This is a genomic window from Agarivorans sp. DSG3-1 (genome assembly GCF_046774965.1).
In the GTDB taxonomy this organism is placed as follows: Bacteria; Pseudomonadota; Gammaproteobacteria; order Enterobacterales; family Celerinatantimonadaceae; genus Agarivorans.
Genome location: NZ_CP177241.1, coordinates 2982433 through 2996708, shown reverse-complemented (window position 1 = coordinate 2996708; position 14276 = coordinate 2982433). Strand labels below are relative to the sequence as shown.

The 14276-nt window shown below is 44.9% G+C and carries 15 protein-coding genes; 9 read left to right on the top strand and 6 right to left on the bottom strand.

The genetic code is table 11. The annotated features are described in order from the left end of the window. Nucleotides 1-5: 5 nt before the first annotated feature. On the bottom strand, nt 6-1385 hold the full coding sequence (gene cysS, locus ACLD71_RS13940) for a cysteine--tRNA ligase (protein ID WP_411991063.1): 1380 nt from the start codon (nt 1383-1385) through the stop codon (nt 6-8). Nucleotides 1386-1537: 152 nt separating this feature from the next. Between cysS and ACLD71_RS13935 the strand changes: the two genes are divergently transcribed. From ACLD71_RS13935 to ACLD71_RS13925, 3 genes are all read left to right on the top strand, one after another. Next, entirely contained in the window at nt 1538-2035 is a 498-nt protein-coding gene (locus ACLD71_RS13935; RefSeq protein ID WP_411991062.1) for a peptidylprolyl isomerase, read from the top strand. Nucleotides 2036-2041: 6 nt separating this feature from the next. Then, nucleotides 2042-2785: a UDP-2,3-diacylglucosamine diphosphatase gene (gene lpxH / locus ACLD71_RS13930; RefSeq protein WP_411991061.1), complete on the top strand. Its 744-nt coding sequence runs from the start codon at nt 2042-2044 to the stop codon at nt 2783-2785. Between the two features lie 191 nt (nt 2786-2976). After that, a complete protein-coding gene (locus ACLD71_RS13925) occupies nt 2977-3573 on the top strand; it encodes a Yip1 family protein (protein WP_137675357.1) in 597 nt (198 codons plus the stop codon). 53 nt (nt 3574-3626) lie between these two features. On the opposite strand, the gene rluB is transcribed toward ACLD71_RS13925, so the two are convergent. Genes rluB through rnm form a run of 5 tightly spaced genes read right to left on the bottom strand, consistent with a single transcriptional unit; the run spans nt 3627 to nt 7366 of the window. Beyond that, nucleotides 3627-4487, bottom strand: a complete 861-nt coding sequence (rluB, locus tag ACLD71_RS13920) for a 23S rRNA pseudouridine(2605) synthase RluB (RefSeq protein WP_137675356.1) — start codon at nt 4485-4487, stop codon at nt 3627-3629. A 26-nt stretch (nt 4488-4513) separates the two neighbouring features. Next, nucleotides 4514-5068 carry an SMC-Scp complex subunit ScpB gene (gene scpB / locus ACLD71_RS13915; protein ID WP_411991060.1) on the bottom strand — a complete coding sequence of 185 codons (555 nt, stop codon included), beginning with the start codon at nt 5066-5068 and terminating at the stop codon, nt 4514-4516. Continuing rightward, entirely contained in the window at nt 5069-5878 is an 810-nt protein-coding gene (locus tag ACLD71_RS13910; RefSeq protein ID WP_411991059.1) for a segregation and condensation protein A, read from the bottom strand. It abuts the gene before it with no gap. Beyond that, complete coding sequence (locus ACLD71_RS13905) at nt 5879-6499, bottom strand: L-threonylcarbamoyladenylate synthase (RefSeq protein WP_137675353.1); 621 nt, start codon at nt 6497-6499, stop codon at nt 5879-5881. A 42-nt stretch (nt 6500-6541) separates the two neighbouring features. Further along, complete coding sequence (gene rnm, locus ACLD71_RS13900) at nt 6542-7366, bottom strand: RNase RNM (RefSeq protein WP_137675352.1); 825 nt, start codon at nt 7364-7366, stop codon at nt 6542-6544. A gap of 242 nt (nt 7367-7608) precedes the next feature. Here rnm and ACLD71_RS13895 point away from each other — a divergent pair, with 242 nt between their 5' ends. From ACLD71_RS13895 to trpA, 6 genes are read left to right on the top strand one after another with little or no spacing between them, the layout of a single operon-like run. Further along, a complete protein-coding gene (locus ACLD71_RS13895; RefSeq protein ID WP_137675351.1) occupies nt 7609-9192 on the top strand; it encodes an anthranilate synthase component 1 in 1584 nt (527 codons plus the stop codon). Further along, nucleotides 9182-9778, top strand: a complete 597-nt coding sequence (locus tag ACLD71_RS13890; RefSeq protein ID WP_137675350.1) for an aminodeoxychorismate/anthranilate synthase component II — start codon at nt 9182-9184, stop codon at nt 9776-9778. Before ACLD71_RS13895 ends, ACLD71_RS13890 begins: the two co-directional genes overlap by 11 nt. After that, nucleotides 9778-10782: an anthranilate phosphoribosyltransferase gene (trpD, locus tag ACLD71_RS13885; RefSeq protein ID WP_137675349.1), complete on the top strand. Its 1005-nt coding sequence runs from the start codon at nt 9778-9780 to the stop codon at nt 10780-10782. The genes ACLD71_RS13890 and trpD overlap by 1 nt, the downstream gene beginning before the upstream one ends. Further along, nucleotides 10779-12161 (top strand): bifunctional indole-3-glycerol-phosphate synthase TrpC/phosphoribosylanthranilate isomerase TrpF, encoded by a 1383-nt coding sequence (gene trpCF, locus ACLD71_RS13880; RefSeq protein WP_137675348.1) that lies wholly within the window; start codon nt 10779-10781, stop codon nt 12159-12161. Before trpD ends, trpCF begins: the two co-directional genes overlap by 4 nt. Before the next feature lie 51 nt (nt 12162-12212). Further along, nucleotides 12213-13403, top strand: coding sequence for a tryptophan synthase subunit beta (gene trpB, locus ACLD71_RS13875; RefSeq protein WP_137675347.1), 1191 nt, complete (start codon nt 12213-12215; stop codon nt 13401-13403). Next, nucleotides 13403-14209, top strand: coding sequence for a tryptophan synthase subunit alpha (gene trpA, locus ACLD71_RS13870; RefSeq protein WP_411991058.1), 807 nt, complete (start codon nt 13403-13405; stop codon nt 14207-14209). Before trpB ends, trpA begins: the two co-directional genes overlap by 1 nt. The last annotated feature ends 67 nt before the right edge of the window (nt 14210-14276 follow it).

Genomic DNA, 14276 nt, shown 5'->3' with positions numbered 1-14276 from the left:
TTTATTTAAGCCTTACGCCAAGTAGTTCCGCCCGCTCCATCTTCTAGCACAATGCCCATTTCACTTAAGCGATTACGCGCAATGTCTGCGGCAGCCCAATCTTTGTTAGCTCGGGCTTCATTACGGGCAACAATCAATGCTTCAATCTCAGCTACTTCGCTATCGTGTCCGCCTTGTAAAAAGCTATCTACGTCTTGGTTAAGAACACCTAGTACGCTGCTTAACTCAAGTAACAAACTGGCATATTGCCCAGCCAACTTCACATCGCTCTCTTTAACACGGTTAATCTCTTTGGCTAACTCAAACAATACTGGTAAGGCTTCTGGCGTATTAAAGTCATCGTCCATCGCCGCTTTAAATTGCGCTCGGTAAACTTCGGCCTTTTCTCCGGCAATATCTTGCAGTTCAACTCCGCGTAAAGCGGTATATAAACGCTCTAGTGCAGAGCGAGATTGCTTAAGATTATCTTCTGAGTAGTTCAATTGGCTGCGGTAGTGACCAGACAATAAGAAGTAACGCACCGTTTCCGGATCGTACACTTCTAGCACATCTTTAATGGTGAAGAAGTTACCCAAGGATTTCGACATTTTTTCTTTGTCTACTTGCACCATGCCCGAGTGCATCCAATAGTTCACATAATTGGTTTTATGGGCACAGCAAGACTGGGCGATTTCGTTCTCGTGATGAGGAAAGGCTAAATCTGAGCCACCACCATGAATATCGAAAACATCGCCAAGGTGCTTCATGTTCATTGCTGAACATTCTATATGCCAACCAGGTCTACCATCACCCCAAGGCGATTCCCACATTGGTTCGCCCGGCTTAGCGCTTTTCCACAGCACAAAATCCAAGGGGTTACGTTTATCTTCTTCGACTTCTACCCGCGCGCCTGCTTGCAGCATTTCAAGGTTCTGCAAGCTCAGCTTTCCATAGTCAGCAAAAGTATTCACTTCAAACAATACGTCACCACTATCCGCTACATATGCGTGACCATTAGCTAACAATTTCTCGATTACCTCTATGATTTCAGGCATGTGGGTGGTTACCCGAGGCTCTATATCTGGGCGTAGCATATTTAGAGCGTCAAAGTCGGCATGCATAGCATCGGTAAAACGCTCTGTTAGCGCTTCACAACTTTCGCCATTTTCAGCCGCACGCTTGATAATCTTGTCGTCAACATCAGTGATATTACGTACAAAATTTAATTCATAGCCTGACCAACGTAAGTAACGAGCTACGGTATCGAAAGCGGCGAAGGTGCGAGCATGGCCAATATGGCAGTAATCGTAAATGGTCACTCCACAAACATACATACCCACTTTCCCTTCTTCTAAAGGTTTAAAAGCTTGTTTCTTGCGGGTTAAGGTATTGTATATCTGTAACATCTATTTGTTTTCCTGTTCCATCTACGGGTAAATTCTTAAGCTGGCTATTCTACCATCGCCGATAAGGAAAAACAGCCGATTTAAGCACTGTGACTAGTCACTGCGCATGGGAAAGTTTAGAATCGGTTCACTTACCAAAAAAGGCTGAAAAAATGGTTACTTTACACACAAACTTTGGCGATATCGTTGTTAAATTAAACACTGCAGAAGCGCCTGAAACATCTAAAAACTTCTTAGCTTATGCAAACGACGGTTTTTACACTGACACTCTCTTCCACCGTGTTATTGACGGTTTCATGGTTCAGGGCGGTGGTTTCGCTGCTGGCATGGAAGAAAAAGAAACCAATGCGCCAATTAAAAACGAAGCGAACAACGGTTTATCAAACAAAACCGGTACTTTAGCAATGGCACGCACCATGGATCCTCATTCGGCTTCTGCTCAGTTTTTCATTAACGTGAATGACAATACCTTTTTGGACTTTAAAGCAGAAACTACCGAAGGTTGGGGTTACTGCGTATTTGCTGAAGTGGTTGAAGGGATGGACGTAGTAAACAAAATTAAAGGTGTAGATACCGGCAACTTTGGTTACGTTCACTCTGATGTACCACTAGAAGAAGTGGTTATTAAATCTGTAAGTGTTGCGGAATAAGCTTAGGTGCTAACCTATTTTATTGCGGATTTACATCTTAGTGACGATCGGCCCGATATCATTCGGGCCTTTCTAGACTTTATTGAGCAACAAGCCCCAAAAGCCGACGCACTTTACATACTAGGCGACTTGTTTGAGTTTTGGATTGGTGACGATGATAAAACGCCCGTTGCTAAACAAGTAGAATTAGCCTTAAAAGCCCTAAGCGATTCTGGCGTACCTAGTTACTTCATTCATGGTAATCGAGACTTTATGGTTGGCAAAGCCTACGCTAAACGCTGTGGCATGACCTTACTCGAAGAAGAGAAACTTGTTGATTTATACGGCAAAAAAGTGCTCATTCTTCACGGTGATACCCTGTGTACAGACGATGTTGGTTATCAAGAATACCGCGAAGTCACTCAAAAGCTTTGGTTAAGAAGACTGTTTTTACTACTGCCCTTGTTTGTTCGGCAACGCATTGCCAATAAAATTCGCAGTAAAAGTAAACAAGCGAATACCAGTAAATCATTGGGTATTATGGATGTTAACCAACAAGCCGTTGAGCAACGTTTTGCCGAGCAGCCAATTGACTACATGATTCATGGGCATACCCACCGCCCAGAGATCCACCAGCTAGCATTAAGCGGTACCAAATACCGTGTAGTATTAGGCGATTGGTATCAACAAATGAGCATATTAAGTGTTGATACCAACGGTTTAGTTTTAACCGCGAATGGTCAGGCTCAGAAGCTTGAGCTTGGTCAATAAAATCAACATTAAGCATTCGCGCTTTGCTATTGCCATTTGTTATAAAAATAGCGCAAAACCTAGCCTAATCAATCATTAAGCACCGCCAAAGCCGATTTGTTTATTTTATAAACTACTTGACGACTTAGCAGTCATCACGCATAACTTAATTATTAATGTTGCACTAATGTTAATTTTGCGAGGATGCGCCTATGTTATTTAGTCATGTTTGGGGACTAGCTTCACATACAAAAGAAGAATGGCAAGACATTGATAAGCACCACGAAGGGATCGGAGCGAGCTTATCTCACTTATTATTAATGGCATTAATTCCTGCCATTTGTGGTTACTTTTCTACGGTACATATTGGCTGGAAAGTAGGAGCAAATAGCTTCTCTCTCACCAGTGAAAGTGCGGTGTTTATGTCTGTGGCGATGTATGCCGCATTGGTTACGGTGGTATTGTGCCTAGCTTATGCTGCGTTATGGATGGCAAAAACCTTTAATACCGATACCACTTATCAACAAACTCTAGAACTATCAGCTTACGTTGCTACACCAGTGTATATGGTGGGCTTTGCAGCGCTCTATCCTGAACCTTGGTTTGTTATGGTGGCAGGCTTAGTAGGCGTTACTTACGCTATCTACTTACTCTACACGGGAGTACCAATTATTATGCATATCCCTGAAGAGCGTGGATTCATCTTCGCCAGTAGTTTAGTTACCGTAGGCTTAGTGATGTTAGTGACAGTACTTATCTCAACGGTAATTCTGTGGTCTAGCGGGGCTGGGCCCATATTCGCTAACTAACTCCTTCTGCAATAAAAAAGCTCGCTAATTAGCGAGCTTTTTTACATGTACTGTTATTTTAAGCGTCTTCTTTTTGCCGCTTGGCTTTGGGTACGTGAGCGATGCTTTCGTACTGACTTTCTAATACGTTGGCTACTACGCACTCTGTCATCAATCTTAATAACAGTATTCTCTTCTTTGCTTAACTGCACCAAACCACGCAAATAGTTAACTTGCTCTAATGGCATTTCCTGCCAGCCACTGCGAGGCAAACCTTTAGGTAATGGAATTAAACCATAGCGTACTCGAATCAAACGGCTAACCTGCATGCCTTGTGATTCCCACATTCTACGCACTTCGCGGTTTCGGCCTTCACTTAAGGTTACCGAGTACCACTGATTGATACCTTCACCGCCTTGACGCCTTACCGTGGTAAACGCAGCACGACCATCTTCTAGTTCCACACCACTGCGTAACGTTTGAATGACTTCGTCATTTACATCACCAAATACACGCACGGCATATTCACGCTCAACTTCAAAGCTTGGGTGCATTAAGCGGTTGGCTAATTCACCATCGGTTGTAAACAACAACAGACCAGAGGTATTAATATCTAAACGACCTACGGCAATCCAGCGACCATGTTGTAAGCGTGGCAAGCGGTCAAATACCGTCTCACGACCTTCAGGGTCGCTTCGAGAACAGATCTCACCTTCTGATTTGTGGTAAGCCAGTACTCGACAAATAGTATCTTCCACTTTCTGAATGTCGATAACTCGACCATCCACTCTAACTTCTGCCCCTTCTTCGATGCGGTCGCCTAACTTGGCGATAGCCCCATCTACGCTAACTCTCCCTGCGTCTATTACAGCTTCCATCTCACGACGTGAGCCTAAACCGCTACGGGCCAGGACTTTTTGAAGTTTTTCACTCATTTTTCTTATCCGAATGATAAAGTGCGCTAAGTCTGAAAGTCTTGCGGCAGTTTTTCAAGTAAAGATTGATCTAATTCTGGCAAATCAGCCAGATCTTTCAAACCAAAGTAATCTAAGAAGTTGTTAGTGGTAGCAAACAAGGTAGGTCTGCCGGGTATTTCTTTATGGCCAACACTGCGGATCCAATGACGTTCTTTAAGCACGCTAATGATATGGCTACTCACCGCAACCCCACGAATAGCTTCAATCTCACCGCGAGTAATAGGTTGCCGATAGGCAATTAAGGTCAGTGTTTCTAACATGGCGCGGCTAAATTTGGGGGCTTTTTCGGCCCATAAATTAGCCAAATGCGGAGCATACTGTTGCCGAGCTTTAAACTGAAACCCGGAAGCCGTTTCCGCTAACTCAATGCCAGAATCTTGGTAACGTTGCACTAATTCTTCCAAAATCATATTAACCTGCGTACGAGCTAAACCCACCTCGGCCAATACCGTTGCTTGTAGCTCCTTAACACTAAGTGGCCGGCCAGCAACAAACAAAGCAGCTTCGACTAGTTTCACTAAGTTGGGTTTTACTGTCATCTATACTTCTTCCGCACTAACGAGTATGACTTGAATCGCCATCAATGGCTGGCTTTGTACGCACTTAATATAGCCTTCCTTAACTAACTCAAGAATCGCCAGGAAGCTCACCACTATACCGCTACGCCCTTCATCTAAAGAGAACAGTTGAGTAAATTCAACAAATTGATGCGCTTGTAATTTAGCAAGAATGTCACTCATACGTTGTCGTGTAGACAATTTCTCACGCTTTATCTCGTGGTGCTCAAAATTAACCACTCGCTGAGCAATACCCCGCATAGCTTGCAGCAATTCATCCATGGTTACTTCTGGGTAGATAACATTCACCGGTAGCTCATCAGGTTTAGCCACCAAAACATCAAAAGTATCGCGTTGTTGACGCGGCAGTGTATCTACCTTTTCGGTCGCGTCTTTGTACAGTTCGTATTCTTGCAAGCGCCTAATTAACTCAGCACGCGGATCAAGCTCTTCTTGTTCATGCTCTTGAACCGGCAACAAAGTACGCGATTTTATTTCTGTCAGTAAAGCTGCCATTACCAAGTACTCTGCCGCCAGCTCTAGTTTCAGCATACGCATGGCTTCAATGTATTCCATGTATTGTTGGGTAATGGCCAATACTGGCAAGCGTTCTATATCGAGTTTTTGCTTGCGAATAAGGTACAGCAATAAATCTAGAGGCCCTTCAAACTGCTCAAGAATAACTTCCATAGCATCGGGTGGGATAAACAAGTCATCGGGAATATCCAGCCAAGGCTCGCCATTTACACTGGCAAGCGTTAGCTGTTGAGTAGGCGAAAGCTTATCTTGCATTTATTCGAAGGGGCTAGTGTCGCCCGCGCCGCTACGAAGCACTTCAGGTTCATCTTCCGATAAATCAACCACCGTTGTAGGTTGCTCTCCTAGATAGCCGCCATTAATAATGAGATCAACTTGGTGTTCTAAGTCATCACGGATTTGCTCCGGATCAGACTCAGTCAAGTCATTACCCGGAAGAATTAAGCTCGAAGACATTAACGGCTCACCAAGCTCTTCTAGCATGGCTAAGGCAATTTTGTTGTCGGGCACTCGAATACCGATAGTTTTACGTTTAGGGTTTAGTAAACGGCGCGGTACTTCTTTGGTTCCCTTAAAAATAAAGGTATATGGTCCAGGGGTATTATTACGCAATAAGCGGTAAGCCTGATTGCCCACTCGCGCGTATTCCGATAATTCTGACAAATCGCGGCACATTAAAGTGAAATGGTGGCTTTTATCTAGCTGACGAATACGACAAATGCGCTCTAACGCAGCCTTGTCACCAATATGACAACCAATGGCATAGCCTGAATCCGTGGGATAAATCACCACACCACCCTGCTTAATAAGGCTAGCAGCTTGTTTCATTAAACGCTGCTGAGGGTTGTCTGGATGTACATAGAAAAATTGACTCATAACGATCCCTGCTATTACGAATGCCCCATTGGCATTTGCAGATTATTGATTTTGCCAGCGTAGCCAAATAGGCTGACACTTCTCGGGTAAGTGTAAACCTCTACCCAGTTCTCGCCAAGGAGAAGGATGATGAAAATCTGAACCCTGCGAGGCACTTAGGCCATGTTGTTCCGCTAATTCAGCAAGCCACTTCAGCTGGTCTTTGGAGATTTGCGGCATGGCTATTTCCATACCGTCTCCGCCAGCATCAGCAAACTCAGCGACCAGTTTACGGATCCACTTATTCGATAAGTCATAGTGAGTTGGATGAGCTAATACAGCCACTCCACCCGCTTGATGAATAACCGCTACTGCCTCGGCAATGCTCATCCAATTATTTGGCACATAGCCGGTATTACCGCGGCTTAAGTACTTATCGAATACCTTATTGAAACTGCTGGCTATGCCCCGCTCTATCAACACTTTAGCAAAATGTGAGCGAGTGATAGGCGCAGTGCCTGCCAGGCGTTTAGCCTCACTATAAACACCATCTATACCGGCCTTTTCTAAACGGCGGCTCATCTCTTTAGCCCTTATTTCACGCTTATCTCTTTGCTCAAGCAAATGCTGTTGAAGTAGGGAATTTGAGGTATCAAGATTTAAACCTACTACATGAATGTCAAAGGCATGCCAAGCAGTAGATATTTCAGTGCCGGCGATAATTTGTAGGTGTTTTGCGCTCGCTTTTGCTTCGGCCACGCCATCGGTTGTATCGTGGTCAGTAATAGCCAAAACGTCGACTTGCATGTTTTCAGCACGCATTACTATTTCCGTTGGCGTTAAGCCGCCGTCGGAGGCAGTAGTATGGCAATGCAAATCAAATCGCATTAAATTTCCTAATATTTTTCTTGACTTGGTTATGTCATTTACAGTTAACTTAGTTTATCAGAATGACTTAGGATAAACATGACAACTTTTCTTCTTACCAACAAATCTTGGTGGTGGCGCACTCCGAAATAAACGGGTGTGAGTTGTTGTATTTCCAATACATTTTACAGAACAACAAAAAGCCCGCTTAACGCGGGCTTTTTTTATATTTACGCTACGGCCTTATCCAGGAGTAACGAACCATGAGTAATCACCCTAGGGTGCAGCTAAACAACCAAGTGATAGATGCGAGCTATGTGCACGATCCGCTAAGCCTCTATCAAGAATTGTGTAAAGAAAGCCAGCACAACGTATTGCTAGAGTCTTCAGAAATTGACAGTAAAGAGAATTTACAGAGTTTGATTTTGGCCGATGCGGCGCTAAAGATTACGTGCACCGGGCGGCAAGTAAACTTCTCTGCTATTTCGCTGAATGGTGAAGCAGTAATAGCCGCAATAGCGAGCAAAACCGACGCTTCTCTTATTACTCAACAATCTGCCACTCAACTGGTTCTGCACTACCCTCTCCCAGCCACTAACCTAGATGAAGATTCTCGTTTAAAAGCAAATTCTCCGGTAGATGCTTTGCGATTAATTATTGCCCTTTATGGCGATCTTACCGAGCACGACAAGGGTGTATTTATTGGTGGGGTGTTTGCCTATGACTTTATTGCCAGCTTTGAGCAACTTCAAGACGTAGCCGAAAGCACTAACATCTGCCCAGATTACCAATTTTATCTAGCTGAAACCTTATTGCTCATTGATCATCAAGAGCAGGTAACCCATTTAATTGGTTCGCTCTATCATGACGATGAACAAGCGCGTATCAACCAACGCTTAGCGCATTTGGTTGAGCTGTGTGAACATGAGAATCACCAACAAGCTGAGCCCGACTTTAGTGGCTACCAAGGTAAAATAGAAGCAGATATTAGCGACCGTGATTTCTGCCAAAATGTTGAAACCATGAAAGACTACATTCGCCAAGGCGACATCTTTCAAGTGGTTCCCTCTCGCAGTTTCAAACTCTCTTGCCCAGATAGCTTAGCGGCTTATAGAGAACTTAAAATCACTAATCCAAGCCCATACATGTTCTATTTGCAAGATAGCGAATTTGTATTGTTTGGAGCCTCCCCTGAAAGCGCCATTAAATATTCTGCAAACAGCCGCGATGTAGAAATTTACCCCATTGCCGGCACCCGTAAGCGCGGTTTTAATGACGATGGTTCAATTAACCGTGATTTAGATGGCCGCTTGGAGCTAGAGCTGCGCTTAGACAAAAAAGAAACCGCAGAACATATCATGCTGGTTGATTTAGCACGCAACGACGTAGCCAGAATCAGTGAGCCAGGTACTCGCCATGTAGCCGATTTGCTAAAGGTAGACCGCTATAGCCACGTTATGCACTTAGTATCACGAGTCATTGGTACTTTACGCAGCGATTTAGATGCACTGCATGCTTATCAAGCATGTATGAATATGGGCACCTTGGTGGGTGCCCCCAAAATTAGAGCAGCAGAGCTGATTCGCTCGGTAGAACAACAACGCCGAGGCAGTTATGGTGGCGCGGTAGGTTATCTTGCAGGTAATGGTGACATGGATAGCTGTATTGTTATTCGTTCAGCCTTTGTAAAAGATCAGGTCGCCCATGTTCAAGCTGGCGCAGGTGTCGTGTATGATTCATTGCCACAAGCAGAAGCAGACGAAACCCGCAGTAAAGCCGCTGCTGTATTAAATGCCATTGCCCGCGCCCACGGCTCTACTTTGAAGGACGTTAGCCATGACTCATAGTGTATTTTTACTCGATAACTTTGACTCATTCACTTACAACTTAGTGGATCAGTTTCGTAGCCAAGGTTTAGATGTGCGAATTTACCGTAATCATTTGAGCGCCAGTGAAATCAAACAGCATATAGACGACAGCCCGACTCCACCGGTATTAGTGCTTTCTCCAGGCCCCGGTAACCCGCAACAGGCTGGCTGCATGTTAGAGCTGATTGATTTGTGTAAAGGCCAAGTGCCCATTATTGGCATTTGCTTGGGCCATCAAGCGCTAGTAGAAAGCTACGGCGGCGTGGTAGGTAAAGCCGATGAAATTGTTCATGGTAAATCGTCGGCCATTGACCACGACAACAAACTCATGTTTGAAGGGCTTACCAACCCACTGCCGGTGGCGCGTTATCACTCTCTCGTGGCAACCTCTATGCCAGAGGGTTTAACAGTAAGCGCGCATTACCAAAAGATGCCAATGGCAATAATTAATGAAGCCGATAAAGTCGTGGGCTTTCAGTTCCACCCAGAATCCATTTTAACCAGCGAAGGGGCAACGTTGTTAGCCCGCAGCCTAGACTGGGCAACACAGCAGGAGCAAACGTAATGCAGGCTATTTTAGAGCAGCTATATCAAGGACAAAACCTTAGCACCGAGCAAGCACAGCAAGTGTTTAGTCAAGTGATTCAAGGTGAAGTAGACCCTATTGTATTGTCATCACTACTTACCGCTTTAAAAATTAAAGGCGAGCAACCACAAGAAATTGCTGGCGCGGCTAAAGCCTTGTTAAACAATGCAGCGCCGTTTCCTAGTCCTGATTACGACTTTGCCGATATTGTAGGCACTGGCGGTGATGGCCATAACACCATTAACATATCCACCACCTCAGCATTTGTGGCAGCCAGCCTTGGGGTAAAAGTGGCAAAACATGGTAACCGCAGTGTATCCAGTAAATCAGGTTCGTCTGATTTATTAGCCGCACTGGGTATCAATATTCAGATGACACCAGAAACAGCACGCCGCTGTTTAGACGAATTAGGTTTGTGTTTCTTGTTTGCGCCGCAATACCACGCAGGGGTACGCCATGCCATGCCGGTTCGCCAAACCCTAAAAACGCGAACCATTTTTAACGTGCTTGGCCCGCTAATTAATCCAGCTCACCCTACTATGGAAGTCATGGGCGTTTATGACCCAGCGCTTGTTTCACCTATCGCCCTAACCCTGCAACAGCTGGGCATGAAAAAAGCCATGGTGGTGCATGGCGCTGGCCTAGATGAGGTGGCAATACACGGCCCCACTCAAATTGCAGAGATTAATGGTAGTGAGGTTAGACAATATACCTTAAACCCTGTTGACTTTGGGGTTGAGCAAGCAGACTTAGCTGCTATTAAAGGCGGCACCCCAGAAGAAAACAAGGCGATTACCATAGACCTATTACAAGGCAAAGCCTCCGCCGCACAGCAAGCCGCTGTAGCAGTAAACGTGGCAATGCTTCTAAAACTAGCGGGTAAAGCTGATAGCGTCGCCCAAGGCGTTCAAATGGCCATAGATGAAATGGCCTCTGGCCGACCATTGACCTTAGCAAACCAATTGGCGGAGATGAGCCAGTGAGCCAACAATTAGAAAAACAAGCCACCATTCTCGACAAGATTGTGGCAGATAAAGAAATCTGGTTAGCCGAGCGTATGCAACAGCAACCTTTAGCCAGCTTTATTGACCAAGTTGAGCCCACCGAGCGCAATTTTTATCAAGCCTTGAGCGGCAGCCCAGCTAAGTTTATTTTGGAATGTAAAAAAGCCTCTCCTTCGAAAGGTTTGATTCGCCCTGAGTTTGATTTGGATTTAATTGCTGGCGTATACAAAAACTACGCCGCGGCCATTTCAGTGCTTACCGATACCAAGTATTTTCAAGGAGAATTTGACTACGTTACGCAAGTTCGTGAGCAGGTTGAGCAACCGGTATTGTGTAAAGACTTCTTCATTGACGAGTATCAAATTTATCTTGCGCGTTACTACAAAGCTGATGCCATTTTGTTGATGTTGTCGGTATTGGATGACAACGAATATCGCCTATTGGCTAACGTGGCCCATAAACTCAACTTAGGTGTACTCACAGAAGTGAGTAACCAACAAGAGCTAGAGCGTGCCATAGAGTTAAATGCCAAAGTGATTGGAATAAATAATCGTAATTTGCGCGATCTTTCGATTACATTAGACCGTACTCCTGAACTAGCGAAGCAGATCCCTGAAGATAGAATCATTATTTCAGAATCAGGCATCTACCAACATCAACAAGTTCGCGAGTTGGCTAAATATGCTAACGGCTTTTTAGTGGGTAGTTCGCTAATGAGCAAAGATGATGTGGATATGGCCTGTCGTAAGCTCATTTTAGGCGAAAACAAAGTATGTGGTTTAACCCGAGAGCAAGATGTACAAGCGGTTTACCAAGCGGGTGCGGTATACGGAGGTTTAATTTTTGCCGAAAAATCTCCACGCTGTGTAGATCTAGGGCAAGCCGAACAGCTAGTGAAAGCCGCTCCGCTTAATTTTGTGGGTGTGTTTGTAAATAGCTCAGTAAGTAACGTAGCAACGATAGCCAATCAGTTACAACTTCACGCGGTGCAATTACACGGCGATGAAGATGAAAGCTACATTGAACAACTAAAAACGCAACTTGATAGCAGCTTAGTATGGAAAGCGCTGGGCGTAAGTGAACAACTGCCTAGTGCTCCTAATAATGCCGACAAAATACTTTTCGATAGTAAGGTCGCAGGCCAAAGTGGCGGCACAGGCCAAACCTTTGATTGGCAATTATTAGGTGAGCACAGTCAAGGTGCGATGTTAGCTGGCGGTATAAGCCCAGCTAACATTCAAGACGCATTAGCGTTTGCTGCCGCCGGGTTAGATTTAAACTCAGGAGTAGAGCAATCTCCGGGAATAAAAGACCTTGCAAAAATTGAAGCGGCATTTGAGAAAATTAGACAGTACTAATCTGCCAAAGATTAAGACACGTTAGCCAATTATTAAAAGTATGAGTCAACAATGAATAAATTAGATCCCTATTTTGGCGAATTTGGTGGCCAGTTTGTGCCACAAATTTTAGTGCCTGCTCTCGATCAATTAGAGCAAGCATTTATTGACGCCCAGCAAGACCCAGAATTTTTGGAAGAGTTTAATGGTTTGCTCAGTGAATATGCTGGCCGACCTACCCCGTTAACGCTATGTCGCAACTTAGCTGCTGGAACAAAAACCAAAATTTACCTTAAACGTGAAGACTTACTTCACGGTGGCGCCCATAAAACCAACCAGGTATTGGGCCAAGCTCTACTCGCAAAACGCATGGGTAAAAAAGAAATTATTGCTGAGACTGGCGCTGGCCAGCATGGCGTAGCTACAGCGTTAGCCTGTGCTTTACTGGGGTTAAAATGCCGTGTTTACATGGGTGCGATTGACTGTGAGCGCCAAAAACCCAATGTGTTTCGTATGAAACTCATGGGCGCAGAAGTTATTCCCGTTCATAGCGGCTCTTCTACGCTTAAAGATGCCTGTAACGAAGCCCTGCGAGACTGGGCAGGCAGTTACGACACTGCCCACTATTTATTGGGTACTGCGGCAGGGCCTCACCCTTTCCCAACCATTGTACGCGAATTTCAAAAGATGATTGGCGAAGAAGCCAAACAGCAGATCATTAAAGCAGAAGGTCGTTTACCCGATGCGGTTATCGCCTGCGTAGGAGGAGGTTCAAATGCTATTGGTATGTTTGCCGACTTTATTAAAGAAGAAGACGTTCAACTGATTGGTGTAGAGCCTGCCGGCAAAGGTATTGATACCGACCAACATGGCGCACCACTTAAACATGGTCGCAAAGGCATGTTCTTTGGAATGCACTCGTTATTAATGCAAGATCCTAACGGCCAAATTGAAGAGTCATACTCAATTTCAGCAGGTTTGGATTTCCCATCAGTTGGTCCTCAACATGCTCACCTTAATGCGATTGGTCGTGCAAGTTATGAGTCAGCCACCGACGAAGAAGCATTAGCAGCCTTTCAAGCCTTAGCAGAGAGCGAAGGTATTATCCCAGCCCTAGAGTCTGCCCACGCGTTAGCTTATGCCCTTAAATTGGCGGAGCAAGATAAAAACAAAGAACAGATTCTACTGGTGAACTTATCGGGTCGTGGTGATAAAGACATTTTCACCGTAGCTGAAATATTCGAAGAACGAGGTAGCCTATAATGACTCAACGTTACGCTAATCTATTCCAGCGTTTAAGCGCTGAAAAACAAGGTGCCTTTGTTCCTTTTGTTACTTTGGGCGATCCTGATTTGGAACAATCCCTAGCGATTGTTGATGCTCTGATGGAAGGCGGTGCTGATGCGCTGGAACTCGGCATTCCTTTTTCGGATCCAGTAGCTGATGGGCCAACCATTCAAGGTGCAAACGTACGCGCTTTAGCCTCGAATGTTACCCCGCCAAAGTGCCTAGAAATGCTCACAGCAATTCGTGAAAAATACCCAGAAGTACCTATTGGCCTTCTGCTTTACGCGAACCTAGTCTACTCAACTGGTATTGAAACCTTTTACCAAAAGTTAGCGTCAGCTGGCGTAGATTCCGTGTTAGTCGCCGATGTACCAATACGTGAATCTGCGCCATTTAGAGAAGCAGCTAACAAACACGGGTTGCAAAGCATTTTTATTGCACCGCCAAATGCTGATGATGAAACCTTAGCGAAAGTAGCTGAGTACGGCCAAGGTTATACTTATCTAGTTAGTCGTGCTGGTGTCACTGGCGCAGAAACCAAAGCTGGAGTGCCTGTTGGCAAACTGCTTAGTAAATTAAAACAGTTTAACGCGCCCCCTGCCTTACTTGGGTTTGGTATCGCTACACCCGAGCAGGTTGCTGAAACGATAGAAGCAGGCGCTGCGGGAGCAATCTCTGGTTCGGCAGTGGTAAAAATTATCGAAAGTAACCTAGAAAACAAACCGCTAATGCTAGAAACCCTGCGTGGTTTCGCTAGCTCAATGAAAGCGGCTACCGTTTAAGCACGCTTCTTGATACTATCAAAAGCCGCTTTTTAGCGGCTTTTTTATTAACCGCGACTATTGAGGA